This window comes from Sphingobium sp., assembly GCF_033795625.1.
GTDB lineage: Bacteria > Pseudomonadota > Alphaproteobacteria > Sphingomonadales > Sphingomonadaceae > Sphingobium.
Window position 1 is genome coordinate 150,473 of record NZ_JARYGI010000001.1, and the last position, 25,451, is coordinate 175,923.

The window sequence follows — 25,451 nt, forward strand, 5'->3', positions numbered from 1 at the left end:
GACCTCGCCTTACCGCGTGCCCCGGCCGCGCCGCTCGCCACGCCGTTCCTTGCGCACGGCCTTGGCGTGCTGCCGCGCGAACTTCTTCTCGTCCTCTCGAGTCGGCGTGGTGTCGATCTCTTCCTCCAGCGGCATGTCCCCCAGAGTGAGATCGAACGCCATGTCGTTGAGGCTTTCGAGGAAGTGCGGCGGCAAGTCCGCTTTCACGTCCACCTTGCCGCCATCGGGATGATCGATGCGGATGCGGCGCGCGTGAAGGTGCATCTTGCGGCTGATCGTGCCGGAGAGGAATGCATCCTTGCCCCCATATTTGCCGTCGCCGACAATGGGATGCCCGATCGCGGCCATGTGGACGCGGAGCTGATGGGTGCGGCCGGAAAAAGGCTGTAGCTCGACCCACGCAGCGCGATTGCCCGCACGTTCGATGATGCGATAGCGGGTGCGGGCGGGTAGCCCTTCTTTCTCGTCCACATGCATCTTCTCGCCGCCGGTGCCCGGCTGCTTGGCTAGCGGTAAGTCGATCATGCCGTCGCGCACATCAGGCACGCCGATGACAAGCGCCCAATATACTTTGCGGGCGGTGCGGCTGGAAAAAGCCTTGGCGAAATAACCCGCCGACCGCGCCGATCGGGCGATCAGGAGCGCTCCGGATGTATCCTTGTCCAGCCGATGCACCAGCTTCGGGCGTTGATCGCTGTCGTACATCAGCGCATCGAGCAGGCCGTCGACATGCGCGTCGGTCTTCGTGCCGCCCTGCGTGGCAAGTCCGGGCGGCTTGTTGAGGACGATCGCCTGCTCGTCGCGATGGATCACCATTTCCTGTGCGAAGGCGATCTCGTCTTCGGACAGCGTAATTTCCCGCTTTGCACGAGCGGGTTTGTCGGGGCGTGGGGCCTTCGCTTCGGCGGGAGGCACGCGAATCGCCTGCCCCTCGGCCAGCCGGTCGCCGGGTGCGGCGCGAGCACCATCGACACGCAATTGTCCGGTCCGGGCCCAGCGCGAGACTATGTTGAAGCCGACGTCAGGCAGATGCCGTTGAAACCAGCGATCGAGACGGATGCCATCGTCATCGGCGGCGACCCGGAACTGGCGCACATCCAGGGTTACACCTGCGACCTTGGCAGGCTTGGGCGCGGCGGCGGGCTTTTCGGCCTTTGGAGCAGCGGCGCGCGCAGGCGACTTAGCGCGCGCATCTTGCCCGGCTCGTGGGGGACCCGCTTTGGCGCTCGGCTTCTTGGCACCGAATTTGGGGCCAAAGCTCTTGCCCGGCTTTCCCTCCTTGGCTGCGGGAAAGGATTTTCCGGCACTGCGGCCGCGTGAAGCAGGCTTGGCGCTCTTCGGCGCGGAGGGCTTGCCGGGTCCGCGCCCGGTGGGACCGCTCTTCATGCGACGCTCCGTACGACGGACAGGCCCAGCGCCAGCGCAACCAGTGCACCGAGAACCGACGCCAGCACATAACCAAACGCCATCAGGCTCTGCCCCCGCTCGATCATCATCACCGTTTCCAGGCTGAAGGCGGAGAAAGTCGTGAAGCCGCCGAGCACGCCGACGCCCAGCAACAGCCGCATCTGTTCACCACTGGCCAGGGATAGCCGCGCCAGCCATCCGGCGAGCAGGCCCATGGCGAACCCGCCGAACAGATTGGCCGCCAGCGTACCCCAGGGATAAGATGTGCCGAGCATGTGCGTGGATATGCGCCCAAGCTGATAGCGCAGCGCCGCCCCGACGGCGCCGCCCGCCATGACGAGGAAGGTATTGGTCATGGCCTAGCCCCTAGAGCCTTTTGGCTCCGGCGTCACCCCTGCGCGAACTGGCGCGGGAAGCGGGTCCTGATCAGCGGCCTTTGTTGGCCACCACGTCTACGGCGGTGCCGCCGTTAGGCGCCTTGGCGAAGGTCATGAAATAAGCGCCATCATCGCTGGCTCGCACGCCGCCCAGGACATGTTCGCCGTCCATCAGTTGGTGCTCGGCGTCATAGCCTGCCCGTTTCGCCTGCGTGTAGTAGAAGTCGATGACGTCCGGCATCGACGCGCTCGCCACGAAGCTTGCAGCGCGGATCGCGCAGGATGGCCCGTCCGCCCCTGCCGCTTCGACCAGCGCAGCGCCGGGATACAAGCCGAAGGGTTCGGGCAGGCGTTGTGCCCACTGCATGCTATAGGCCAGCTTCGCGTTGCATCCGTTGGGCACAGGGTGACGCTTTCCCTGCTCGCGCGCCATCGCCCCAAGAGTAGCCGGTCCATCGGGGCCGCAGTCAGGACACGGCTTGGCTTGGGTCGGCGATGGAGCATGCAGCAGCTTGCCGCCCGCGACCTTGAGGGCCTGCGCCGTCGCATCGGCCGCCTTCAACGACGGGACGCCGCCACTGACCGGCTTCTCACCCGAGCGGACAGCATTGATATTGGATTGCGCCGTGAGATTGGGGTCGACCACGATTTGCCCTTCCAGCGCTCCCCGCAAAGCAGGGTCGCTGGCGTTGTTCGTCAGTTCCGCATCGAGGTTGGCGAGTTGGTCCTCGTCCTTGCCGCCGCCGCAGGCTGCCAGCATCAGCGGAACAGCGCATACCAAAGCCTTCAGCGAATCGATTTGGATCGTCGGCAGGATCATGCAAGGACTCCTTGTTATGAAGAGCCATCGCTGACGAAGGTTAATCTTTCGTTAGGGAATAGAGTAAATGGGGAAATTTTTCGTTAACCAGATGAAGCAAGACCAGCGAGGTTGAAGCAGACCGGCAGGAAGGCCATGTGTGATCCATGCTCAACATCCTCTCCGGCCTGATCGGCCTCCTCGCCCTGCTTCTGATGCTGCCCACAATCATTCCGTTCCTGGGATGGGCAAACTGGCTGATCGTGCCGATAGCTCTGTTCGGCGCCCTTGTCGGCGTGGTCTCATCGCGCAATGGCGGACGCAATTTCTGCCTGATCGTCGCTGCACTGGGGATTTTCCGGCTGTTCATCGGCGGTGGCTTCATCTGAACATCTGTATCGGAGGCGGCGCGTGACAGAGACGAGCACCCGCGCAGCGGAACACAGCGGCATGCCCTACGGCGTGGCTGCCTACGTGGCTTGGGGCCTCCTGCCGATCTATTTCAAGCTGCTGCCCGATGTCATGCCATTGGAGATGGTGGCGAGCCGCGTATTGTTCTCCCTGATCGTGATGATGGTGCTGTTGGCGGCCACCGGCGCGATAAGTGAGTTCCGGCGCACTCTGCTTCATCGCCAGACGATGATCACCATGACAGCCAGCGCAACTCTGATCGGGCTCAACTGGCTGGTCTACATCTGGGCGGTCAACAGCGGGCATATTGTCGCTGCGAGCCTTGGGTATTTCCTGAACCCGCTCGTCAACGTCCTTTTGGGCGTGGTGGTGCTCAAGGAAAAGCTGCGGCGTGCGCAGATCATTGCGATCTTTATCGCTGCACTGGGTGTGACAGTGATGGCGGCATCGGCACTCAACACCTTGTGGGTCAGCTTGATACTTGCATTGACGTTCGCCTTCTATGGCCTGATCCGCAAGACTGCCGCCGTCGGACCGCGCCAGGGCCTTGCAGCCGAGACGCTGATCCTGACGCCGCTCGCAGCGCTCTACATGGTCTGGCTGACGCACCATGGCGGGGCGACTTTTGGTCGCGATCCCGCAACATCCACGCTGTTGGCTCTGAGCGGACTGATAACCTCGGTGCCGCTGCTGCTGTTCGCGACGGCCGCCCGTCGCATGCCTCTCTCTACGCTCGGCCTGCTGCAATATCTGGCGCCGACGCTCCAATTCCTCTTAGGCGTGCTACTGTACGGGGAGAAGCTCAGTGACGGCCAGGTCGTCAGCTTCGTGCTGATCTGGGCCGGACTGCTGGTGTTCACGGTAGACTCCTTGCACGCCGCACGCTCGGCGCGAACCGGCGCCCCTTTGCCCCTTAGAACTGAGTAGCCTCGAACCGGATGGGCTCGCCGGATGCGGCATCGGCAAGCGTGTCGTCCCACATGACCCGTCGCCCCCGAACGATGGTGCCGATTGCCTTGCCAGTCAGTTCCATTCCAGTGAACGGCGACCATTCGCAGCGTGACGCCAGCCAGCCTGCGTCGATAGTCCACTGCTTCTTCAGGTCGACGATGGTGAAGTCGGCATCATAGCCCAGGGCGATTCGGCCTTTTCCGACCAGACCGAATATACGCTGCGGCCCGGCACTGGTGAGTTCGATGAACCGAGCCAGCGTCGTGCGCCCGTTGGCGACGTGATTCAGGAGCAGCGGCACCAATGTCTGGACGCCCGGCATGCCGCTGGGGGATGCGGGATACGTTTTCGCTTTCTCCTCCAAGGTATGCGGCGCATGATCTGATCCGAGCACGTCCGGCACGCCCTGATTGAGCCAGTGCCAGAGCCCGTCGCGGTGAGCGCCCGATCGGATCGGCGGGTTCATCTGAGCATAGGTACCGAGCCGGGGGTAGGCATCCTCTCCCGCCAGCGTCAGATGCTGAGGCGTGACTTCGCAGGTGGCGATGTCCTTGTGCTGGGCGATATATTCCAGTTCCGCGGGCGTCGTAATGTGCAGGATATGGATGCGCCGCTTTGCGGCCCGTGCAAGGCCGATGATACGCTTCGTCGCCAGCATCGCACTTTCGTCGTCACGCCATATCGGATGAGTCGAAGGGTCGCCCTCCAGCGCCAGGTGCTTGCGCTCCTTCATCCGCGCCTCGTCTTCGGCATGGATCGCGACGCGTCGCCGGCCCGACGCCAGCACGCGGGCGAGCGCGCTATCATCATCGACGAGCAGGCTGCCCGTAGAGGCACCCATGAAGATCTTGACGCCCGCCGTGCCGGGAATGCGCTCCAGTTCGGCAAGCTGTTCGGCATTGTCGGCGGTCGCACCGACATAGAAGGCATGATCGCACCACATGCGGTGATGCGCGCGGGCAAGCTTGTCGCGTATCCGGTCTTCGCTGTCGGTGTTCGGGTTCGTGTTGGGCATCTCGAACACGGCGGTCACGCCACCCATCACCGCCGCGCGGCTGCCGCTTTCGAGATCTTCCTTATGTTCCAGTCCCGGCTCGCGGAAATGCACCTGGCTGTCGATCACGCCGGGCAGAATGTCGAGGCCGGTGCAGTCGATCGTCCGCCCCGCTGAAAATCCGCTGCCGATCGCGGCGATCTTCCCGCCGAGCACGGCCACATCGGCTTGCACAGGCCCGCCGGGCGTATGGACAGTACCGTTCTTCAGGACGAGATCGTAGCTTTGGGTCATGATGTGCCAACTTCGGGTTGGAGAAAGACTGGGATCGTCCTACCTAAAGGCCATGGCCGATACCATAGCGAACACCACTCTTCAGGACCGTGCGGTTATCCGCGTCGGTGGCGAGGAAGCCCGACCCTTTTTGCAGGGGCTTGTCACACAGGATGTGCTGGGCCTCGCGCCGCAAGCACCCCGCTGGTCGGGATTGCTGACACCGCAGGGGAAAGCGTTGTTCGACTTCATCCTGTGGGCCGATGGCGCGGACGTGCTGATCGATTGCGAAGCGGCGCAGGCCGACGCGCTGGCGCGGCGGCTATTGATTTATCGATTGCGGCGAGCGGTAACGATCGCGCGCGAGCCCGATCTGGCAGTGCATTGGAGTTTGAACGCGGAGGGGAAGTCGTTTGACCCGCGCCATCCTGCCCTTGGCCATCGCTGGCTCGCTCCCCCCACTGAAGGCGACGCCAGCGGAGCGTTTCGTGCGCACCGCCTGTCGTTGCAGGTCTTTGAGGGTGCGCAGGAACTGGGCCAGGATCAGACCCTGTGGTTGGAAGCCAACGCCGAGGAACTGCACGGCGTCGATTTCACCAAGGGATGCTATGTGGGGCAGGAGAACACGGCCCGGATGCATTATCGGTCCAAGGTGAACCGGCGGCTGGTCGCTGTGCCGCTGGACGAGGCAGAGGCGAAGCGGCAGCGTGTGGCACTGCCCGACCTGGGGCTGTCGATCGAGCATCGCCGGGTGGAAGACCTGAAGGGGCTGGATCTGCCGGAATGGCTCTCCGCTGCGATTGCTGCGCCGGTCGAGTGATGTGGTTGGTTGGCCGCGTCATACTCGCCGTTCTGGGGGCCGTCGTTATCGTCAGTCCGGCACAGGCCGAAACCCGCTGGACCTTGGTGAAGACGTATCCCCATGATCCCAAGGCGTTCACCGAAGGATTGCTGTGGGCCGATGGGGGGCTATACGAAAGCACCGGTCTGAATGGCGCGTCTGAGATACGCCAGGTGCGGCTGAAGGACGGCAAAGTCATCCGCCGTGTCGCCATCGAACCGCAATATTTCGGCGAAGGCATCGTCAACTGGGGCGATCGCCTCGTCAGCCTGACGTGGCGGCATCGGCAGGGATTCGTATGGAACCGCCGGGACTTCAAACGACTCGGCGAATTTCGATACGAGGGCGAAGGCTGGGCGCTGACGCAGGATGGTACGTCTATCATCATGAGCGATGGGACCGCCGGTCTGCGCTTCCTCGATCCCGACACATTGCAGGAGAAGCGGCGGATCACCGTAACGTGGAATGGCCGCCCCGTCGAACGCCTGAACGAACTGGAATATGTGAAGGGCGAAGTTCTGGCGAACATCTGGTACGAAAAACGCATCGCCCGGATCAATCCGCAAAGCGGCGCGGTGATCGACTGGATCGACCTGTCACCGCTTGCCGCTCAGGTGCCGAACAGCGATCCGGACGCAGTGCTGAACGGCATCGCTTATGATGCCGCCAAGGACCGGCTGTTCGTAACGGGCAAATTCTGGCCAAAGCTGTTCGAGATCAAGCTGCAGCGCTAGGCGGCCTTGGTACCTCCCAGCGCCTTCTGACGGCGACGCTGCACCGACGATCCTATGCCGATAGCCTCCCGATATTTGGCGACCGTCCGGCGCGCAATGTCGAACCCCTTTTCCCGAAGCAGATCGACGAGCGTGTCGTCCGACAGGATCTTGCGCGGGTCTTCCGCTCCGATCAGCGCTTTGATCTGGCTCTTGACCGCTTCCGCCGAGACCGCGTCGCCACCGTCCGAAGACTGGATTGCGCTGGTGAAGAAATATTTGAGTTCGAACAGACCGCGGGGACAGGAGAGATATTTGTTCGACGTCACGCGACTTACGGTGGATTCGTGCATGCCGATGGTTTCCGCAACCATGCGCAGTGTCAGCGGCCGCAAGTGCGCAACCCCTTTGCGGAAGAATTCCTCCTGCTGCTTCACGATTTCGCTGGCGACCTTGATGATCGTCTTCTGGCGCTGATCAAGCGCCTTCACCAGCCAGTTGGCGCTGGCCAGGCAATCGGCCAGCCACGCCTTTGAATTCTTGTCATGCACGCCGCCCGACAATTCGACATAATAGCTGCGATTCACGAGCAGGCGCGGGAGTGTGGCGCTATTCACTTCTATAGCCCAACCCGTGCCGCGCGGTGCGACGAAGAGGTCGGGCACTACGGCCTGTGTGGCATCGCCGCCAAAACGCAGCCCGGGCTTGGGATCATAGTTCCGCAATTCGCGGATCATGTCGGCCATGTCCTCTTCATCCACGCCGCAGATGCGGCGCAGATGCGGCAGCGCGCCCTTGGCCAGCAAGTCCAGGTTTTTAAGCAGCATCTGCATGCAGGGATCGTAGCGGTCCGCTTCCTTGGCCTGCAGCGCCAGGCATTCGGACAGGCTACGCGCGCCGACCCCTGTCGGATCGAAAGTCTGGATAACGCTCAGCACGGCCTCAACAGTGTAGAGCGGAACATCGAGATTATAGGCGACCTGCAGCAGGTCGGCTTCCAGATAGCCGGCATCGTCGATCTGGCCGATCAACTGGCCCGCGACCACCAGATCCATGCCGGAAAGCCGCGCACCCGCTTGCGCCATCAGATATTCATGCAGCCCTGCCTCGCTACTGGCGAAGCTGTCGAAGTCCGGCCCATCTTCGCCGAAACCCGCGCCGCTGTCGCTGGAGCCGCCGAGGCCGCGATCGGCCATCGGCAGCCGCTCTGCGGCCCTGTCACCTGGCCCGTCGTCGATGAAGGTCTCCGCACTATAGTCCACATCCAATGGGCTGTCGGTCGCCCCCAGCCCCTGCGCGATCAGGGAGTCCGCGCTCGCGGTTTCGGAGGATAGCAGGGGTGCTTCGAGAGAAACCGACGGGCCATCGGGTTCTTCCACTCCGCCGGACGCAGACTCCAGCAGCGGATTCTTTTCCAGTTCACCCGCAATGAACGTTTCGATTTCCAGATTCGACAATGCCAGCAGCCGGATCGCCTGCTGCAATTGCGGCGTCATGACGAGCGACTGGCTCTGCCGCAGATCGAGGCGCGGACCTAGCGCCATCAGCCGTGCCTACCGGAACAAGGAAGGACGGACCGGGCCATCATGTCACAGCGAGAAGCTCTCGCCGAGATAGAGGCGGCGCACTTCGGCATTGGCGACAAGCTCGGTGGGGCTGCCTGCGAACAGCACCTTTCCATCATAGATGATGCAGGCGCGGTCGACGATTTCCAGCGTCTCGCGGACATTGTGGTCGGTTATCAGCACGCCGATGCCGCGCGTCTTCAGTTGCCTGACGAGATCGCGGATATCGGCGATGGACAGTGGATCGATGCCTGCAAACGGCTCGTCCAGCAGCACGATCGATGGATTGGCGGCGAGGGCGCGTGCGATTTCGCAGCGTCGCCGCTCACCACCCGAAAGCGCCATGGCCGAAGAATTGCGCAAGCGACCCAGCCCGAACTCGGACAGCAGCGTTTCCAGCCGCTCCGCTCGCGCCGCTTTTTCAGGCTCCGCAAGTTCCAGCACCGCGCTAATGTTCTGTTCGACCGTCATGCCGCGGAAAATAGAGGTTTCCTGCGGCAGATAGCCCAGGCCCAATATGGCGCGGCGGTACATGGGAAGGCTGGTGATGTCTTGCCCGTCCAGCATGATTCGGCCGCTATCAGGACGGACAAGACCCATGATCGAATAAAAGCACGTCGTCTTGCCCGCACCGTTCGGGCCGAGCAATCCGACGACTTCACCATTACCGACCGTCAGCGACACGTCCGCCAGTACCGTGCGCCGGTCATAGCTCTTGGCTATAGAGACTACCGACAGGCCGTCGTTGATATCGTGAGGCATTGGCGCTGACGCCGTGCGTTCGATGCTGGCTATATCGTTCATGGCCTGTCCTTATGACCCTGGGGCACCTGCCTGCAATTTGGCAGGCTTTGTGCATGGCCCGTGAGTTATCGGCAAGTGGATTTGCGATAATGTCCGTGTGAATGCCCCTTTATCAGGGTCGGTTCGCCCTTTGTGGCACCGTAAATGTTCCCGATACCCGACCCGAGGAACCCGGAACCGAGCCGGGAGGCCCACCCGCAGACCGGCCATCCACTGTCGAACGGCCGCTCACCAGATCGATCAGGAGCCGTCCGCCCGTCAAACGGTTCGAGCCCTGGTTCAGCTGGACATTGCCGAGCATGGTGATCAGGCGCCTGTTCAGATCGTAGATCGCGACGTTGCCGCGCGCCGTCTCCACCCCTCGTGTCACGACCACATTGCCGGATGCATCGATACGATCGATCTCCACGCCCCCCGCCTGCCGGTAAGCGACCGTCATGCGCGCGGCTTTCAGCGTAAGTCCGCCCTGATCCACGACAACATTGCCCGAAATGACGACACGGTCGGCGCGATCCTGAACTTCGATCCGGTCAGCGGAAAAATTAACTGGAGCATTGCTGTTGTGATTGGCGAAAACCTGCGCCCTCGCGTCCTTCAGCGGCGCCAATGCGCCAGCCGCCGAAGCCAATAGAACGAACAGGGGAAGCAGCCGGGTCATGTTCACCGCCCTTTGAGGCCATTTTGGTCGATACGCAAGCGGGCGCGACCATTCAGCGTTACGGTTCGCTGGCCGAGGTCAGCTTCAAGGCGGTCGGCGCTGAATGTCCCGATCGGCATACGGCCATCGACGCGGCCTGCGCTCTTCATCTGACGGGTCTTGAGGTCGATGCCGACATCGCGCGTGGTCAGGCGATATCCCCCGGCCGCCTGAAATTGAACCGCGCCGTCAATGGCGACGCGCTCCGATTCGATATCATAACGGCCTTTCTGCGCCACGAGCATGGCAGGGCCATCGGACAAGGATATTCGGGCCGACAGGTCCTGCAAATCCACGATCGGCTCCCGCGAACTTTTCTGAACGGCAGAGCCTGCCCGCAAGGAAAAACGCTGCCCCTTGCCGTCCTCGCCCCGGTATAGCGCTTCGGTCACGCGCATGCGTTCCTTGGCAACGGCGACCTTGTTCTTGTCGAGCACGAAGCTGACGTCGCCAGCATTGCTGAAGGGCGCCATGGCGAGGAAAGCGCACAACACACCGACCATTACCGGCAATATGGTCTTGAGCAACCCAATCAGGCGATCGTGGCTCCCGCCGGGCAGGGCCCAGTGTTGACGATGAGTACGTTGATGATCGGCCTGAACGGACATGGGTTCACATATGCGCAAAGATGTCGGTGTCGGGCCAGCCCGCAAGGTCCAGCAATGCCCGGTGCGGCAGAAAATCGAAACACGCTTGTGCCAGTTCCATGCGGCCTTCGCGGATCAGGCGGCGATCCAGTTCCTCCTTGAGCAAATGCAGGTAGCGGACGTCCGACGCTGCATAATCCTTCTGTGCATCGGACAGTACGGGGCCGCCCCAGTCGGAGCTTTGCTGAACCTTGCTGAGATCCTGCGCCAGGAGTTCGCGCACCAGTTCTTTCAGGCCGTGTCGGTCGGTGTAGGTCCGGATCAGCCGCGAGGCTATCTTCGTGCAGTATACCGGAGTGGCCAGCACCCCGAGATAATGCTGCAGGGCCGCGATGTCGAAACGGCCAAAGTGAAAGAGCTTTAATCTTGCCGGATCAACTACGATCGCCTTCAGATTAGGCGCATCATATTTGCTGCCCGGATTGAATCGAACAAGATGTTCGTCCCCCTTGCCATCGCTGATCTGCACGACGCAGAGCCGGTCGCGGGGCGTTATGAGGCCCATGGTTTCGGTATCGATGGCAACGGACCCTTCGGCAAGCACGCCTGCCGGCAAATCCTCCTCGTGGAAATATACTGTCATTGGCTTCCTTTAGGGACGGAAGTCCGGCAACTCAATCAACGGTTTTCGTGAGAATAGCTCTCCTGCGATATCCTTCTTTAATGTAAAATGCAGCGGCTTCTATAAAGGATGGAAAATCATTCGCGTAAGGGAAGAAATCTGTTTATACTGATTCCCAAACCGTGGTTTTGCGGCGGATTCTGCATGTCCCTTCGTCCGGCATGTTCATCCGAAGTTCGATGGGCGAAGCGAAAGTGACTAACAGGGCATGAGTTTTGATAGAGGTCGCCGCGGGCGCGGCAAGGACAAGCGGGACGGTTTCGGCGACGAGAATTTCGGCGGATACGCAGAACAGGGCGGCGGTCGCTTCGGTGGCGGTGGTGACCGATTCGGCGGCGGTGGCGGCGGCTTCGGTGGTGGCGGCGGCGGCTTTGGCGGTGGTGATCGCTTCGGCGGCGGCGGTGCTGGCGGCGGCGGTGGTTTCCGCGGCGGCGGCGCAGGTGCTGGCGGCGGGGGCCGCGGCATGCCTGCTCAAGTGGTTGGCGAAGGCACCGGCGTAGTCAAGTTCTTCAACGGCCAAAAGGGCTTTGGCTTTGTCGTGCGCGACGATGGCGGCGAAGACGTGTTCGTGCACATCAGCGCTGTAGAACAGGCTGGCCTGACGGGATTGGCAGAGGGTCAGCCTTTGGGCTTCACTCTGGTTGACCGTGGCGGCAAGGTTTCCGCGACTGATCTCAAGATCGAAGGCGAACCTCTTCCCGTTACGGATCGTGCTCCTCCGCGCGAACCGCGTGCAGGTGGGTTCGGTGCCCCTCCAGGTGGCGGTGGTGCGGATCGTGGGCCTCAGCGTCAGCTGACCGGCGAGCGCGCCAGTGGCACGGTCAAGTTCTTCAACGCCATGAAGGGCTTCGGCTTTATTCAGCGCGATGATGGTCAGCCAGACGCGTTCGTGCACATCAGTGCAGTGGAACGTGCGGGCATGGCGTCCTTGAACGAAGGTGATCGTCTGGACTTCGAACTGGAAGTGGATCGTCGCGGCAAATATGCAGCGGTGAACCTGCAGTCGAAAGCCGACTGAACGCAGCCAGTCCTAGGGACTGAGAATTAGGAAGGCCCGGCGCATGTATATGCGTCGGGCCTTCTTTGTTGAGTACGAAGTTTAGTCCCGGAGGTCGCTGCTTGCTGCTGCGGCCAGGGCCTGCCAGCAGCAAGCTAGCAAGTCTTCAACCCTTCCGGCTGGTCTCGAACAGGAACCACGCCCGCTCTTCCGCTTCGTCCGTCCAGTCGTCGATAATGCCTTCCGTGGCATTGTCGCCCGCCGTTACGGCCGCTTCCTTGGCGGCACGCAGCGCCTCGACGAGCTTCAGATTATCCTGCCGAAGTTCGGCCAGCATCTCATCAGCGCTGACAAACGCAGCGTCGTTGTCCGACAGCGTCTGGTGGCGGGAAATATCGCCGATCGAGCGCAGCGTCGTATTGCCCGTCTTGCGCACGCGCTCGGCAATGGCATCGGTGGTGGCAAGGATCTGCGAGGCCTGCTCATCGAACATCAGATGATAATCGCGAAAATGCGGCCCCGACACATGCCAGTGGAAATTCTTGGTCTTGAAATACAGCGCGTAGCTGTCCGCCAGCACCCCATTCAGGGCGTCGGCGACGGATTTGGTTTCGTTACTCTTCAGGTCGGTAGGCGTCTTGAGATCGGCTTCGGTCATGGCGTGCTCCTGATCATGGTTGAAGGTTACGGAGACAAAATGAATCGCAGCGACGTTAGTGCCACTGATGAACGAGAAGTCATCGCAGAAATCTTCGCCAAGAGTAATCGTTCCTGCCGATCACAGGATTTTAAGGGCAGACAATCCCAAAATTGCGCCGACCATTGTGAATAAACCACCACCTCCGCGACGGAGAGAGGCTGTAGAGGCTAGGGGGAAGAGCGGTGTGCGCAGGATGACCACAGGCGCACAGGCTATGATCACCCCCAAGGCTCCTCCAATGGCCGCGAAGGCGGGGTTGGACATGCGCGATGCGAGCCCGAACACGATAAACTGCGCCGCGTCTCCAAAGCCCAGTATGAACGTGCCGAACAATGCCGTGGCGAAGGGCCCGATGCGCCACCCTTCGAGCCGATCGGGTTGCTTCACTGTCATCAGCATTTGAAGCCCGCCCAATATCAGCGAAAATGCCAAGAGCAGCGTGCGGGCGTCGGCGTTCACCAAGATCGAAACATAAGCTCCGCCGATCGCGGACAACGCTGCATTCAGCAGAGCAGCGCAGCAGATCCCTGCGAGAACTAGCCCGTCCCGCTCGAATCGCTTCGAGAGCGCGAGCGCCAGTTGCTGATTGGCGCCCCCAAGTTCACATAGCAGGCACGCCAGCAGGGCAGACAGCAGCGCATCCATCGACCGTCCTGATCACGCGCCCATGCGCAGCGACATAGCGGCCATGTAGGTTGCGCTCGCTTGTGGCGCGGCATCTTCACAGGCTGCAGCGTCGCGCATCATGTCGAGATAGGACAGGACGATGGGGCCATGCCCGTCGAGCGCCAGCGCCGATTCGAGCATGGAGGCCAGTTGTTCGAGAGGCTCCATGCCATAGCTGCGGGCGACGTGGCGGATCCGATCGACTTCCTCGCACATCGTCGACAGGCGGATATGGCCGCGCTGGGCGGCAATGGCGTCTATGCGGTTGATCATGTCGGCGCGAATCACCAGCATGGCATCATGTTTCATGAGCTTCGTTCCCCGCTGCCCGTCATCAGGCGATCATGCGCGCGACATAGTTAATGCCGCGTAAAGCGCGCCGCGGGTTCCTGGAACTCGCTAGTCGGCTTGACAGCAGCCCGAATCTGCCGCAATGGGCAGCGCTGAAACGGGCGGCTGCGATGCCGCCTTTATTTTTCACCAGATTCGCGGGGCTGCGCCTCGTTTATTTAGCAAGGATACGGCCATGGCGAAGCCAGCCACCGTCAAGATCAGACTCGTCAGCACCGCTGACACCGGATTCTTCTACGTAACCAAGAAGAACCCGCGCACGAAGACGGAAAAGTTCAGCTTCCGCAAATATGATCCCGTCGTGCGCAAGCATGTCGAGTTCAAGGAAGCCAAGATCAAGTAAAAGCCTGCGGGCCGACGCAACGTCGGCTCTGTTGCGCCTTTGGAAAGGCCCGCCCGGACACCGCGCGGGCCTTTGTCGTTGGTCCTGCCGCTTGGCCTAGCCCGCGGACCCGAACAGCTCGTTCACGACATCCATGAACTTCATCACCGAGATCGGCTTCGACACATAGGCTTCCGCGCCCGCCGCGCGGATCTTCTCCTCATCGCCCTTCCCGGCATAGGCAGTCACGGCCATGACAGGCACCTTCGCCAGCGAAGGGTCGGCCTTCAGCGCGATGATGATGTCGATTCCGCTGACATGCGGCAGATGAATATCCATTATGATCAGTTCCGGAACGAAGTCACGCGCTTGCGAGAGGGCGTCGCGGCCGTCCCGCACCGGCAACGCATCATGTCCGTGTGCGCGCAGCAGATCGCAGAAAAGTTTAAGATTGAGTTCGTTGTCCTCGACAACGAGCACGCGCTTTGCCACCAGAAGCTCCGGAAACTCACCAAGGATGGGACAGTCCCTATCCCTTTAAAAAGGCCATCCTTAAATGCGCGCCAGAGACATGGAAAGCAATATGGACATGTCCGATCCCCATGCGCTCGCATTACATGCACTGGTCTGGATGCTCTCCGATGCGCGGCGTGCCGAACGGCTGCTGGCGATCACCGGGCTCGATGCCGACGCATTGCGAACGGGGATCGGTGATCCGGCGGTTCTGGGCGCCGTTCTGGAGCATCTGGCCAATTACGAACCCGACCTGATTGCCTGCGCAGAGGCCATGGAGGTCTCGCCAGCCGCCCTCGTCGCTGCGCACCGGAGCCTCGCTGCGTGAGTCGTCCCCTGATCGTCACCGATTGCGACGAAGTCCTGCTGCACATGGTGGTGCCCTTCCGCCACTGGCTGGACGAAGTGCATGGCGTTCATTTCGACCTGCGCGGGCAGGAGTTCGCCAATGCGCTGCGGCACAAGGACAGCGGGGACCTGCTGGAACGGGAGCTGGTCTGGACGCTGCTCAGTGCATTCTTCGACACGGAGATGCATAGGCAGCAGCCGATAATCGGCGCAGTCCAGGCCCTTGCCCGGCTGTCGGAAATCGCCGACGTCGAGGTACTCACAAACATCGGTGAACGTGCCCATGCCGGTCGCATCGAACAGCTACGGTTGCTGGGCATCCACCATCGCGTGCACTGGAACCAGGGCGGCAAGGGTGCGCCGCTGGCCCGAATCGTTGAACGGCTAAGGCCCAGCGTCACGGTCTTCATCGATGACCTTGGGGTGCACCACGCTTCGGTCGCCGAGCATGCGCCACAGGTTTGGCGTCTCCACATGGTCGGAGAACCCGAGATCGCGGCGCAGGTGCCACCCGATCCTCATGCGCACGCGCGCATCGACGATTGGGCCGATGCCGAAGAATGGATCGTGGCGCGCTTTGCCGATGGCCTTCCCGCCACAGAGTTGGCCTGATCGTTCACCCTTGACCCCATCCGCTGCCAAGACCAGATAGGGCGCCATGACCATAGACACCCGCCTCGCCGAACTGGGCCTCACCCTTCCGCAGCCTGCCGCCCCTATCGCTTCCTATGTGGCAGCCGTGGAAGTGAACGGCCTTCTGCACATTTCCGGACAATTGCCCTTCGATGGAGATGTGATTCTCACAGGTCGACTGGGTGCGGACCGGGACGTGGCATTCGGACAGAAGGCGGCGGAGAAGTGCGGCCTGATGCTGGTGGCGCAGATGAAGGCGGCGCTGGGGTCGCTCGACCGGGTTGAACGCATAGTGAAGCTGGGTGCGTTCATTGCGAGTACCGACGATTTCACGGACCAGCCCTTGGTCGCCAATGGTGCTTCGGACCTCATGGTATCGATCTTTGGCGACGCCGGTCGTCATGCCCGCAGCGCCGTGGGCGTTCCGGTACTGCCACGGGGAGCCGCGGTGGAGATCGACGCCGTGGTTGCTGTCCGTCGAGATTGAACAGGGTAACGTGACCGAGAGGCGCGTTTCCGGACGAGGAAACTGACCACCGTGAGCGCCTTTCCGGATGAGCCAGTCACCGTTCGCCTGGAACCAGATGGTGTGGCCGCCGTCGACCCGGCGCAATGGGATGCCTGCGCTGGTGCGGATAACCCTTTTGTATCCCATGCTTTTTTGAGTATCATGGAAGAGTCGGGGAGTGTCGGGCAGGGCACAGGCTGGCAACCGCTCCCGATGTTGATAGACGCGGCCGACGGCACGCTGGCTGCAGCGGCGCCATGCTATGGCAAGACGCACAGCCAGGGCGAATATGTCTTCGACCATCAGTGGGCCGACGCCTGGTCTCGGGCGGGCGGGCAATATTATCCGAAGATCCAGATCGCCTCGCCTTTCTCGCCCGTGCCCGGCCCGCGCCTGCTGCTGCGCGACCCGGCGATGGCCCCCGCGCTGATCGGCGGGATCGAAATGCTGGTGGGTAATAACGAGCTTTCCTCCGCCCATGCGACATTCGTCGAGGAAAGTCAGGTTCCGTTGTTCGAAGCGGCGGGCTGGCTAATTCGGGAGGATAGCCAGTTCCACTTCGCCAATCCCGGCTATGGGAGTTTCGACGACTTCCTGGCGGAGCTATCGAGTTCCAAGCGCAAGAACATCCGCAAGGAGCGTGCAAAGGCCGTCGAGGGTCTGGAGATAGTGCACCTGACGGGCCGCGACATCACCGAAAATCACTGGGACATCTTCTGGCAGTTCTATCAGAACACCGGAGCGCGGAAATGGGGGCATCCTTATCTGACCCGTGCCGCCTTTTCGATGATGGGCGAAAGGATGGCGGACAAGGTGCTGCTGATTCTCGCCTATCGCGGGAGGCAGGCAATCGCAGGTGCGCTGAACCTGATCGGCAGTGACGCACTCTTCGGACGCTATTGGGGATGCAGCGAGGACGTGCCGTTCCTGCATTTCGAGCTGTGCTATTATCAGGCGATCGACGCCGCCATCGCCATGCAGTTGAAGCGTGTCGAGGCAGGCGCGCAGGGCGGGCATAAGCTGGCCCGCGGCTATGGGCCGCAGCCGACATGGTCGGCGCATTATATCGCCGATGCCGGATTTCGCCGGGCAGTGGCGGGGTTTCTGGCTCAGGAACGCGAGGCCGTGGCGCGTGACCGAGAATTTCTGGGAGAGCGAGCGCCCTTCAGGAAAGGCTGAGGATCAGGCGGCGGCGCGAGTCGTTGCGGCTATCCAGGCACGCGCCTGACGCTGGGCTTCGACGATTTCACGGGCTGTCATTTCCTCGGCGACTTCGCCGCGCATATACTGGGCTTCCTCGATGCCGGCGCGTGCCGCGAGGTTGAACCACTTATGGGCTTCGATATAGTCGATCTCGATGTCGCCGCTGCCGCTGCTATAAGCCATTCCGAGATCGAACAGAGCCTGGCCACTGCCATATGCGGCATCGGCCAAACGACTTTCCATCAGAAACTGCGCACTCTTGATACTGTTACCCATGACGTGAAATACCCCTGCTGATGATCCCCCGATCCACTTGTTCGAGATGCAATCTGCCGCACGGGCAATAATAAATGGTTAATGGCAGATCAGGATTTCGGTGAATTGATGAACGATTTCACCGGGAAGCAGGGTTAACGCGCTTTATCGGGCGACCGGATGGACTGCGATATTGTCGATGAGGCGCGTGGTGCCGATCCGAGCGGCGGCGAGCAAGCGGGCAGGGCGATCGAGGATCGTCATCTCCTCCAGCGTTGCCGCGTCGCAAAGCCGAACATAATCGACGGAAGCAAAACCATGCGCCAACATGGTCGCCGCGGCCGCATGCAAAGCTTCCCCGACTGCGGCACCGCTGGTCATTTGACGCGCCGCTTCGCCCAAGGCGCGGGGCAAGGCGAGTGCATCCTTGCGCTCTTGCGGCGAGAGGTAGGCATTGCGGCTGGACAGGGCCAGGCCGTCTTCCGCCCGCTGCGTCGGCAGGCCGATGATCTCCAGACCCATGTCGAGATCGGCGACCATGCGCCGGATGACAGCGAGCTGCTGATAGTCTTTCTCGCCAAATACGGCGACATCGGGCCGGACCTGATTGAAGAGCTTCGACACGACTGTCGCAACGCCATCGAAGTGACCCGGCCGCGCAGCGCCATCCAGACCCTCGCTGATACCCGAAACCGACACGTTCGTTGCGAAACCGGCCGGATACATCACTTCGACTTTGGGCGCCCAGAGGATCGCCACTCCGGCATCGGCAAGCATCTGGCTGTCGCTGGCTTCGCGGCGGGGATAGGCGTCGAGATCCTCATTCGGCCCGAACTGCTTGGGATTGACGAAAATCGAGGCGACGACATGGCCCGCGTGCCGTTTTGCCTCCTCGATCAATGCCATATGGCCGTCATGCAACGCCCCCATGGTCGGCACGAGCGCAACCGGCCTGCCATCAGCGCGAAGGGCGGCAAGCGCGGCACGCAGCGCGGGAATATCACGGAGGGTTTGCACGCGGCGGGAGGGTCCGATAAGGGCAGAGGGATGATTTTCGGTACGGCGTGAAAGCCCGGCCGGTCAAGATTCAAACGACAAGAACCGCATCAAGATAGGGAACCGCAGGTCCAATGACGAGCCACACGGCGCACACCATCGTCTTTGCCAATGAGAAGGGCGGCACGGGCAAGTCCACGACAGCCGTTCACGTCGCCGTGGCATTGGCAAGCCAGGGGCACCGCGTGGGCATGATCGACCTCGACCCCCGGCAGCGCACCGTCACGCGATACATGGAAAACCGCGGCGACACGGCCAAGCGCCGTTCTATCACGCTGCCCGCGCCCGAGTTCGCGGTGTTCAAGGGCGATACCGTGGAAGCCCTTGCCGAAGAAACCGATGCAGTGGCGCGCGGCAAGGACTTCCTGATCGTCGACACGCCAGGGCGCGACGATGTATTCGCCCGGAACATGGCAGCGCGGGCGCATACGCTGGTCACGCCCATGAACGACAGTTTCGTCGACTTCGACCTGATCGGGCAGGTGGATGCCGAGACATTCAAGGTAAAGCGGCTGTCTTTCTATTCCGAGCTGATCTTCGAGGCCCGCAAGAGCCGCGCCAAGGCCGACGGCGTGTCGATCGACTGGGTGGTGCTGCGTAATCGTGTCCAGCATCATGACGCGCGCAACAAGAAGCGCGTGGGCGATGCTCTCACCGAATTGTCGCGGCGTGTCGGCTTCCGCGTCATTCCCGGCCTCTCCGAGCGCGTGATTTACCGCGAGTTGTTCCCTTCTGGCCTTACTCTTCTGGACAAGGGGCATCTGGGCGAACTTGGCGTGAGCCACATCGCGGCGCGGCAGGAATTGAGGGAAATGGTAGCGGGCCTTGCCTTGCCTTCGGTGATGCAGGACAATGAGCCAGTAACACCTGAAATGCAGGCGCAGGAACTCGATCCCGAGGCGCTTGGCGCCGCCTGATGGGGCCGATTGCCTTATTGCTGATCGGCCTCGCGGCATGGATGCTCTGGACAGGGCGATTGCAACGGATGACGACCAAGGACGGCATGATGCTGGGCCTTGCCATCGTCGGCGCAGTGACGGCTGCAAAGGGAAAGCCGTTGATCGGCGCATTACCCGTGCTGGCGTCGGTGGCCTATGCCGCGATGCGTATCCGCAAACCTACGAAGCCCGCCAAAGCAACCCAAAATGACGAGGCTCTGGCCGACGCGCGGGCGCTGCTTGGCCTGAGTCCAGATGCCGACGAAGAGGCTATTCGCGCTGCACATCGCCGACTGATAGCCACGGTTCATCCCGACAAAGGCGGTACGCAGGCGCTCGCCGCTAAAATCAATGCGGCACGCGATGTGCTCTTGCAGCATTATGCGGTAACGCACATGCACAACAGACAAGATTCGGATCGCGCCTCTTAACGCTACCCCAGAAAGACAGGACGACGCATGACGCACAGCTTCCACCCGACCTCTTTGCGTGAATATGATATCCGCGGCATTATCGGCGAGACCCTGGGCGAGGCGGATGCCTACGCCATTGGGCGGGGATTCGGCACGTTGATTGGCCGTGCTGGCGGCAAGAAGGTCGCTGTGGGCTACGATGGCCGCGTCAGCTCGCCTGTTCTGGAAGCGGCGCTGGTGAAGGGCCTGAACGAGAGCGGCATTCATGCGGTTCGGATCGGCGAAGGCCCGACTCCTATGCTGTACTATGCCGAAGCCGTGCTGGACGTGGATGGCGGCATCGAGATCACCGGCAGCCATAATCCGGCCAACTACAATGGCTTCAAGATGGTGTTCCAGCACCGTCCGTTCTTTGGCGCGGACATCCAGACGCTGGGCACGATGGCTGCCAGCGGCGATTGGGACGGCGGCAGCGCCGGATCGGAAAGCGTCGACATCATGGACCGATATGTCGCGCGGCTGGTCGAAGGCTTCGACGGCGCAGCCTACCGTATCGGCTGGGACGCGGGTAATGGCGTCGCCGGACCAATCGTGGAAAGGCTGATCAAGCTGATCCCCGGCGAGCATTATACGCTGTTCACGGATGTGGACGGCAATTTCCCGAACCACCATCCGGACCCGACCGAGGAGAAGAACCTCGTCGACCTGAAGGCCTTGGTTGCCGAGAAGAAGCTCGACTTCGGCGTGGCGTTCGACGGTGATGGCGATCGCATCGGCGCGATCGATGGCGAGGGGCGCGTGATCTGGGGCGACCAACTGCTCGCCATCTATGCAGAGCCGGTGCTGAAGGAACTGCCCGGCGCGACGATCATCGCCGACGTCAAGGCAAGCCAGGCACTATATGATCGCGTGGCGGAGTTGGGCGGCAAGCCGCTGATGTGGAAGACCGGCCACAGCCTCATCAAGTCGAAGATGAAGGAAACCGGGAGCCCGCTGGCTGGCGAGATGAGCGGCCATGTGTTCTTCAAGCATGAATATTACGGCTTCGACGATGCGCTGTACGCTGCCGTCCGCCTGATTCGCGCGGCTACGGCTCTGGGTAAGAGCGTCACGCAGTTGCGCGGCGAAATGCCGGCGATGGTCAACACGCCGGAAATGCGCTTCCAGGTGGATGAAAGCCGCAAGTTTGCCGTGATCGATGAAGTGCTGGCGCGGCTGAAGGAAAGCGGCGCAACGGTTAACGATACCGATGGTGCGCGCGTGAATACGCCGGACGGCTGGTGGCTGCTCCGCGCATCCAATACGCAGGACGTTCTGGTCGCGCGGGCCGAAGCCAAGGATCAGGCCGGGCTCGACAAATTGCTGGCCCAGATTGATTCGCAGCTTGAAGCTTCCGGTCTGGAGCGGGGCCCCCAAGCGGGGCACTAAGTGCTTCAAAGGGCGCCGCAAACCTGTAAATCTGGGAAAAGTTCCAGGCTGCGTCTTAAACTTACGTTACGGAATGCTGGATTTTTAGCCTAGTTGCAATTTTTGCAATCAGTCTTTTGTTTTTCGCAGTTGCGACATTCTCTGCTGCAATGCACAAAGATCAGGCCTTTCAGGCATCCTCTCCTAAAACTTCAGGCCGTCCTTCGGGGCGGCCTTTTTTTTGCTTTTGACGTTCTCTCTTTGCGTGGCGATTTGGTCTTAGCCGTTCCGTAGCTATATCAGGAGGATGCTCGCTGCCCTTCCCTCTGTCCTGACGGACTGGTTTGCCAGTCGAGGATGGGCACCAAGACGGCACCAGATGGAAATGCTGGCCGCTGCTCAGTCAGGTCGACATGCTTTGTTGGTGGCACCCACTGGCGCAGGCAAGACATTGGCCGGCTTCCTGCCCGTACTGGCCGATTTGATTGCAACGCCGGCTGAAGGCTTGCACACGCTCTACGTTTCGCCTCTCAAGGCGCTCGCGGTCGACGTGCAGCGTAATCTGCTCACGCCGATAGACGAGATGAGCCTGCCGATTCGAGTGGAGACGCGGACGGGGGACACGCCCAGTGACCGCAAGGCGCGGCAACGCGTCCGCCCGCCGCAGATCCTGCTGACGACGCCTGAATCGCTATCGTTGCTGCTGAGCTACACTGACTCGGCCCTGCTGTTTGCCAATTTGAAGACCGTGATCGTGGATGAGGTCCATGCCTTCGCGACGCAGAAGCGTGGCGATCTCCTCTCGCTGTGCATGGCGCGTTTGCAGGCGATCAATCCTGCTCTGCGCCGCGTCGCGCTGTCGGCGACCGTGGCAGACGTGGACGCCTACCGGGCATGGCTCGCCCCTTTCGGCGATATCGATACGGTCGAGATAGTGATCGGAGAGCCGGGCGCCGATCCTTTGATCGAAATCCTGATCCCCGAAGACCGTATTCCCTGGTCGGGCCATTCGGGCCGCTATGCAGCGGCGCAGGTCATGGCGGAGATCGGGCGGCGTAAGACGACGCTGGTGTTCTGCAACACACGCGGCCTCGCCGAATTAATCTTCCAGGAACTGTGGTCTTCCAATGATGCCAACCTGCCGATCGGCATCCACCACGGGAGCCTGTCGCGGGAGGCGCGGCGGAAGGTGGAAAGCGCAATGGCGGCAGGCAAGCTCCGCGCGCTGGTGGCGACGGCTTCCCTCGACCTCGGCGTAGATTGGGGCGACGTGGATTGCGTGATCCAGATGGGCGCACCCAAGGGCAGCTCGCGCCTGCTCCAACGGATCGGCCGCGCCAATCACCGGCTGGATTGCCCCAGCGAGGCTATCCTGATCCCCGGCAACCGCTTCGAATATCTGGAAGCGCGGGCGGCGCTCGACGCAGTCGAAGCCGGTGAGCGCGACGAAGATGACTTCCGCCCCGGCGCGCTCGATGTACTGGCGCAGCACATCATGGGTGTCGCCTGCGCCGGACCGTTCGAAGAAAAGGCGATGCTGGAGGAGGTGCGGTCCGCGCTACCGTATAGCGCACTGACGGACGAACAGTTCGCCCGTGTGCTCTCGTTCATCGAAGGCGGCGGCTACGCATTGCGGGCCTATGATCGGTTCAAGCGGCTGGTGCGCGACACCAATGGCCTGTGGCGCGTGACGCATCCGCAGTTCATCGCCCAGCATCGGCTGAATGCCGGCATCATTGTCGATCAGCCGGTGCTGAATGTGCGCTTCGCCAATGGACGAAAGCTTGGCACGGTCGAGGAAGGCTTTGCCGCGCAGCTGGCGCCGAAGGACTGCTTTTTCTTCGCAGGCGTCGCGCTGGAAGTCGTGAAGATGGACACGACCGACCTGATCGTCCGCGCCACCAGCCGTCCGGCCCGAATGCCGGCTTGGGGCGGCACGCGCATGGCGATGTCGACGCGTCTCGCCGACCGCGTGCGGCAGTTTCTGGCGAGTCCGGAGCAATGGCATCGCTTTCCCGATGACGTGCGCGAATGGCTGGAAGTGCAGCAGGCGCGATCGGTTCTGCCGCAGCCCGAACAGCTGCTGGTCGAGACATTCCCCCATGAGGGCCGCGAACACCTCATCTGCTACAGCTTTGCAGGCTGGAACGCGCATCAGTCGCTCGGCATGTTGCTGACGCGGCGCATGGAAGCCTTGGGACTAATGCCTCTGGGCTTCGTGTCGAACGATTACGCGCTGGCGATCAACAGCCTGAAACCCGTCACTGATCCGAAGAGCCTGTTTACACCCACGATCTTGACGGACGAATTTGTCGATTGGGTCGAACAATCAAGCCTGCTGAAGCGCGCTTTTCGGGACGTCGCGGTGATCAGCGGCCTTATCGAGCGGCAGCATCCGGGGAAGCGGAAAACGGGCCGGCAAGTGACGTTCTCCACCGACCTCATCTACGACGTGCTGCGCAAGTATGAGCCCCACCACATGCTGATGGATGCGGCTTGGGCCGATGCGCGGGCGCGAATGACCGATGTAGGACGCCTGGGCGACCTGATCGATCGCGCCGCGCGCACGATGCTGCATGTCCCGCTGGATCGAGTGAGCCCGCTGGCAGTGCCGACGTTGATCATGCTGGGCCGCGAGGCAGTGGGCAGCCGCACAACCGAGGACGCTCTGTTGATGGAAGCGGAGGGATTGGTGCGGGAGGCGATGCGCGTGGATTGACTCGCTGGCCGACACGGCTGGCTTTGAGCGCGCCGTCAGGCGGGGCCGCTCCATGCGTCGATCGCGGCCCAGCCTGTGGCGCCGGTCTGTTTGATCGGCGGCCACCGCTCTTTGGTCATGCCGCCAAGCGCTATGACAGGGCGGCGGGCTTGGCGTAGAAGTGCTGCTAACCGCATTGGCCCCAGCGTGCGCGCGGCAGGATGAGAACGGGTGGGAAAGACCGGCGAAAGGAACAGGAGGTGCGCTCCGGCTAGCTCGGCCTGCCTGATCTCGCGAAAATTGTGAGCGGGCGCGGTGTGAAGCATGGTGCTCGGTCCCGGCGAGCGGCCATGCCATCCGTCCGCGCGCCATGCACGGGCCGTCCGCGCGGATCCTGCAAGAATCAGAACGAGGTTTCGCCTTTTTACGATTGTGCGGACCGCATCAAACAGGGCGCGGCGCTGCGCGGGAGGCAGGCTGTAATGTCGGAATATCACGCCCGCCCCGCGCGGCAGACGGGTGAGCGCCCCCATCAGCGCATCAGCGCTGACCCGTTCATCCGTCATCATCCAGACCGTCGGAACTTTTGGGAATTTTTTGCAGTGACGCACGGGCATGCCCGCGCTTATAGCAAGCGCCATGAGCCCCGCCAGCCTTGCCAATGATCCTCCGCACGACGCAACCACGCGCCTGGCCGCGGTGCGCAATAGGATCATCCGCTCTGCGGCACTTGCGGGGCGGAAACCGCAGGATGTGACGCTGATCGCGGTATCGAAGACGCATGGCGCGCCGGACATCACGCCCTTGATCGCAGCGGGCCAGCGCGTTTTCGGGGAAAATCGGGTGCAGGAAGCGCAGGATAAATGGCCCGCACTTTGCGCAGCCACGCCTGACATTTCGCTGCATCTGGTCGGCCAGTTGCAGTCCAACAAGGCCGCCGATGCGGTGGCGCTCTTCGATGTCATCCACTCGCTGGACCGCCCGTCGCTGCTGAATGCGCTGGCAAAGGCTATGGCGAGTGCGGGGCGGCAAGTACCCTGTTTCGTGCAAGTGAACATCGGTGCGGAAGAGCAGAAGGGCGGGTGCCGCATCGCCGACGTCCCTGCGCTGATCATGCAGGCGCGAGAGGCGGACGTGCCGGTGATAGGCCTGATGTGCGTCCCGCCCGCCGATGTCGAGCCTGCCCCTTACTTCGCATTGCTGGGCAAGATGGCACGGGAGGAAGGACTTTCCGGCCTCTCGATGGGCATGTCGGGCGACTATGAGACCGCGATCATGCTCGGTGCCACGCATGTGCGCGTGGGAACGGCCCTGTTCGGGAGCCGCCCTAAGGCATAAGGAA

At 62.0% G+C, this 25,451-nt stretch carries 31 protein-coding genes; 15 read left to right on the forward strand and 16 right to left on the reverse strand.

Features of this window, described 5'->3' with window-relative positions:
• Nucleotides 1–9 precede the first annotated feature (9 nt).
• From QHC67_RS00790 to QHC67_RS00800, 3 genes are all read right to left on the reverse strand, one after another.
• The gene (locus tag QHC67_RS00790; RefSeq protein WP_319289905.1) at nt 10–1,386 is read right to left on the reverse strand and encodes an RluA family pseudouridine synthase; all 1,377 of its coding nucleotides are present in this window, start codon (nt 1,384–1,386) and stop codon (nt 10–12) included.
• Nucleotides 1,383–1,763 (reverse strand): fluoride efflux transporter CrcB, encoded by a 381-nt coding sequence (crcB, locus tag QHC67_RS00795; RefSeq protein WP_319289907.1) that lies wholly within the window; start codon nt 1,761–1,763, stop codon nt 1,383–1,385. The genes QHC67_RS00790 and crcB overlap by 4 nt, the downstream gene beginning before the upstream one ends.
• A gap of 70 nt (nt 1,764–1,833) precedes the next feature.
• A complete protein-coding gene (locus tag QHC67_RS00800; protein WP_319289909.1) occupies nt 1,834–2,604 on the reverse strand; it encodes a hypothetical protein in 771 nt (256 codons plus the stop codon).
• Nucleotides 2,605–2,750: 146 nt separating this feature from the next.
• On the opposite strand from QHC67_RS00800, the gene QHC67_RS00805 reads away from it, so the two are divergent.
• Nucleotides 2,751–2,972, forward strand: a complete 222-nt coding sequence (locus QHC67_RS00805; RefSeq protein WP_319289911.1) for a hypothetical protein — start codon at nt 2,751–2,753, stop codon at nt 2,970–2,972.
• Between the two features lie 22 nt (nt 2,973–2,994).
• On the forward strand, nt 2,995–3,921 hold the full coding sequence (rarD, locus tag QHC67_RS00810) for an EamA family transporter RarD (protein ID WP_319289912.1): 927 nt from the start codon (nt 2,995–2,997) through the stop codon (nt 3,919–3,921).
• Here rarD and QHC67_RS00815 read toward each other — a convergent pair.
• Nucleotides 3,908–5,233 (reverse strand): dihydroorotase, encoded by a 1,326-nt coding sequence (locus tag QHC67_RS00815; protein ID WP_319289914.1) that lies wholly within the window; start codon nt 5,231–5,233, stop codon nt 3,908–3,910. The two genes, rarD and QHC67_RS00815, sit on opposite strands and share 14 nt — an antisense overlap.
• Nucleotides 5,234–5,297: 64 nt before the next feature.
• On the opposite strand from QHC67_RS00815, the gene QHC67_RS00820 reads away from it, so the two are divergent.
• Nucleotides 5,298–6,032: a folate-binding protein gene (locus tag QHC67_RS00820; protein ID WP_319290057.1), complete on the forward strand. Its 735-nt coding sequence runs from the start codon at nt 5,298–5,300 to the stop codon at nt 6,030–6,032.
• A complete protein-coding gene (locus tag QHC67_RS00825) occupies nt 6,032–6,787 on the forward strand; it encodes a glutaminyl-peptide cyclotransferase (RefSeq protein WP_413818463.1) in 756 nt (251 codons plus the stop codon). The genes QHC67_RS00820 and QHC67_RS00825 overlap by 1 nt, the downstream gene beginning before the upstream one ends.
• Here QHC67_RS00825 and rpoN read toward each other — a convergent pair.
• From rpoN to QHC67_RS00850, 5 genes are all read right to left on the reverse strand, one after another.
• Nucleotides 6,784–8,310, reverse strand: coding sequence for an RNA polymerase factor sigma-54 (rpoN, locus tag QHC67_RS00830; RefSeq protein WP_319289918.1), 1,527 nt, complete (start codon nt 8,308–8,310; stop codon nt 6,784–6,786). The genes QHC67_RS00825 and rpoN overlap by 4 nt on opposite strands.
• 45 nt (nt 8,311–8,355) lie before the next feature.
• A complete protein-coding gene (lptB, locus tag QHC67_RS00835) occupies nt 8,356–9,135 on the reverse strand; it encodes an LPS export ABC transporter ATP-binding protein (protein WP_319289921.1) in 780 nt (259 codons plus the stop codon).
• Nucleotides 9,136–9,247: 112 nt separating this feature from the next.
• Nucleotides 9,248–9,793, reverse strand: coding sequence for an LptA/OstA family protein (locus QHC67_RS00840; protein WP_319289922.1), 546 nt, complete (start codon nt 9,791–9,793; stop codon nt 9,248–9,250).
• Nucleotides 9,794–9,795: 2 nt separating this feature from the next.
• Nucleotides 9,796–10,440 (reverse strand): LPS export ABC transporter periplasmic protein LptC, encoded by a 645-nt coding sequence (lptC, locus tag QHC67_RS00845; RefSeq protein WP_319289923.1) that lies wholly within the window; start codon nt 10,438–10,440, stop codon nt 9,796–9,798.
• A 4-nt stretch (nt 10,441–10,444) separates the two neighbouring features.
• Nucleotides 10,445–11,062, reverse strand: a complete 618-nt coding sequence (locus QHC67_RS00850) for a ribonuclease D (RefSeq protein WP_319289924.1) — start codon at nt 11,060–11,062, stop codon at nt 10,445–10,447.
• Between the two features lie 247 nt (nt 11,063–11,309).
• Between QHC67_RS00850 and QHC67_RS00855 the strand changes: the two genes are divergently transcribed.
• Nucleotides 11,310–12,119 carry a cold-shock protein gene (locus tag QHC67_RS00855; protein ID WP_319289925.1) on the forward strand — a complete coding sequence of 270 codons (810 nt, stop codon included), beginning with the start codon at nt 11,310–11,312 and terminating at the stop codon, nt 12,117–12,119.
• Nucleotides 12,120–12,264: 145 nt separating this feature from the next.
• On the opposite strand, the gene QHC67_RS00860 is transcribed toward QHC67_RS00855, so the two are convergent.
• From QHC67_RS00860 to QHC67_RS00870, 3 genes are all read right to left on the reverse strand, one after another.
• Nucleotides 12,265–12,756 carry a DNA starvation/stationary phase protection protein gene (locus QHC67_RS00860; protein ID WP_319289926.1) on the reverse strand — a complete coding sequence of 164 codons (492 nt, stop codon included), beginning with the start codon at nt 12,754–12,756 and terminating at the stop codon, nt 12,265–12,267.
• 120 nt (nt 12,757–12,876) lie between these two features.
• Entirely contained in the window at nt 12,877–13,443 is a 567-nt protein-coding gene (locus QHC67_RS00865) for a hypothetical protein (protein ID WP_319289927.1), read from the reverse strand.
• A 12-nt stretch (nt 13,444–13,455) separates the two neighbouring features.
• The gene (locus QHC67_RS00870) at nt 13,456–13,773 is read right to left on the reverse strand and encodes a hypothetical protein (RefSeq protein ID WP_319289928.1); all 318 of its coding nucleotides are present in this window, start codon (nt 13,771–13,773) and stop codon (nt 13,456–13,458) included.
• A 217-nt stretch (nt 13,774–13,990) separates the two neighbouring features.
• On the opposite strand from QHC67_RS00870, the gene rpmG reads away from it, so the two are divergent.
• On the forward strand, nt 13,991–14,158 hold the full coding sequence (gene rpmG, locus QHC67_RS00875; RefSeq protein ID WP_066599119.1) for a 50S ribosomal protein L33: 168 nt from the start codon (nt 13,991–13,993) through the stop codon (nt 14,156–14,158).
• Nucleotides 14,159–14,254: 96 nt separating this feature from the next.
• On the opposite strand, the gene QHC67_RS00880 is transcribed toward rpmG, so the two are convergent.
• Complete coding sequence (locus QHC67_RS00880; RefSeq protein WP_319289935.1) at nt 14,255–14,629, reverse strand: response regulator; 375 nt, start codon at nt 14,627–14,629, stop codon at nt 14,255–14,257.
• A gap of 91 nt (nt 14,630–14,720) precedes the next feature.
• On the opposite strand from QHC67_RS00880, the gene QHC67_RS00885 reads away from it, so the two are divergent.
• From QHC67_RS00885 to QHC67_RS00900, 4 genes are all read left to right on the forward strand, one after another.
• Nucleotides 14,721–14,978 carry a DUF3572 family protein gene (locus QHC67_RS00885; RefSeq protein WP_319289937.1) on the forward strand — a complete coding sequence of 86 codons (258 nt, stop codon included), beginning with the start codon at nt 14,721–14,723 and terminating at the stop codon, nt 14,976–14,978.
• The gene (locus QHC67_RS00890) at nt 14,975–15,610 is read left to right on the forward strand and encodes an HAD family hydrolase (protein WP_319289939.1); all 636 of its coding nucleotides are present in this window, start codon (nt 14,975–14,977) and stop codon (nt 15,608–15,610) included. The genes QHC67_RS00885 and QHC67_RS00890 overlap by 4 nt, the downstream gene beginning before the upstream one ends.
• Before the next feature lie 46 nt (nt 15,611–15,656).
• Complete coding sequence (locus QHC67_RS00895; RefSeq protein ID WP_319289941.1) at nt 15,657–16,118, forward strand: RidA family protein; 462 nt, start codon at nt 15,657–15,659, stop codon at nt 16,116–16,118.
• Nucleotides 16,119–16,205: 87 nt separating this feature from the next.
• A complete protein-coding gene (locus tag QHC67_RS00900) occupies nt 16,206–17,318 on the forward strand; it encodes a GNAT family N-acetyltransferase (protein WP_319290059.1) in 1,113 nt (370 codons plus the stop codon).
• Between the two features lie 3 nt (nt 17,319–17,321).
• On the opposite strand, the gene QHC67_RS00905 is transcribed toward QHC67_RS00900, so the two are convergent.
• Nucleotides 17,322–17,618 (reverse strand): hypothetical protein, encoded by a 297-nt coding sequence (locus QHC67_RS00905; protein WP_319289943.1) that lies wholly within the window; start codon nt 17,616–17,618, stop codon nt 17,322–17,324.
• Nucleotides 17,619–17,762: 144 nt separating this feature from the next.
• A complete protein-coding gene (gene panC, locus QHC67_RS00910) occupies nt 17,763–18,614 on the reverse strand; it encodes a pantoate--beta-alanine ligase (protein ID WP_319289945.1) in 852 nt (283 codons plus the stop codon).
• Between the two features lie 113 nt (nt 18,615–18,727).
• On the opposite strand from panC, the gene QHC67_RS00915 reads away from it, so the two are divergent.
• The 4 genes from QHC67_RS00915 (at nt 18,728) to QHC67_RS00930 (ending at nt 24,130) form a co-directional block, all read left to right on the forward strand.
• The gene (locus tag QHC67_RS00915) at nt 18,728–19,570 is read left to right on the forward strand and encodes a division plane positioning ATPase MipZ (RefSeq protein ID WP_319289948.1); all 843 of its coding nucleotides are present in this window, start codon (nt 18,728–18,730) and stop codon (nt 19,568–19,570) included.
• Nucleotides 19,570–20,022, forward strand: a complete 453-nt coding sequence (locus QHC67_RS00920) for a J domain-containing protein (RefSeq protein ID WP_319289950.1) — start codon at nt 19,570–19,572, stop codon at nt 20,020–20,022. The genes QHC67_RS00915 and QHC67_RS00920 overlap by 1 nt, the downstream gene beginning before the upstream one ends.
• 27 nt (nt 20,023–20,049) lie before the next feature.
• Nucleotides 20,050–21,432, forward strand: coding sequence for a phosphoglucomutase/phosphomannomutase PgmG (pgmG, locus tag QHC67_RS00925; RefSeq protein ID WP_319289952.1), 1,383 nt, complete (start codon nt 20,050–20,052; stop codon nt 21,430–21,432).
• A gap of 286 nt (nt 21,433–21,718) precedes the next feature.
• Nucleotides 21,719–24,130, forward strand: coding sequence for a ligase-associated DNA damage response DEXH box helicase (locus QHC67_RS00930; protein WP_319289954.1), 2,412 nt, complete (start codon nt 21,719–21,721; stop codon nt 24,128–24,130).
• Between the two features lie 35 nt (nt 24,131–24,165).
• Here the strand turns inward: QHC67_RS00930 and QHC67_RS00935 are convergent, their stop codons facing one another.
• The gene (locus QHC67_RS00935) at nt 24,166–24,750 is read right to left on the reverse strand and encodes a thiamine phosphate synthase (protein ID WP_319289956.1); all 585 of its coding nucleotides are present in this window, start codon (nt 24,748–24,750) and stop codon (nt 24,166–24,168) included.
• Here QHC67_RS00935 and QHC67_RS00940 point away from each other — a divergent pair.
• Nucleotides 24,749–25,447: a YggS family pyridoxal phosphate-dependent enzyme gene (locus QHC67_RS00940; RefSeq protein WP_319289958.1), complete on the forward strand. Its 699-nt coding sequence runs from the start codon at nt 24,749–24,751 to the stop codon at nt 25,445–25,447. The two genes, QHC67_RS00935 and QHC67_RS00940, sit on opposite strands and share 2 nt — an antisense overlap.
• The last annotated feature ends 4 nt before the right edge of the window (nt 25,448–25,451 follow it).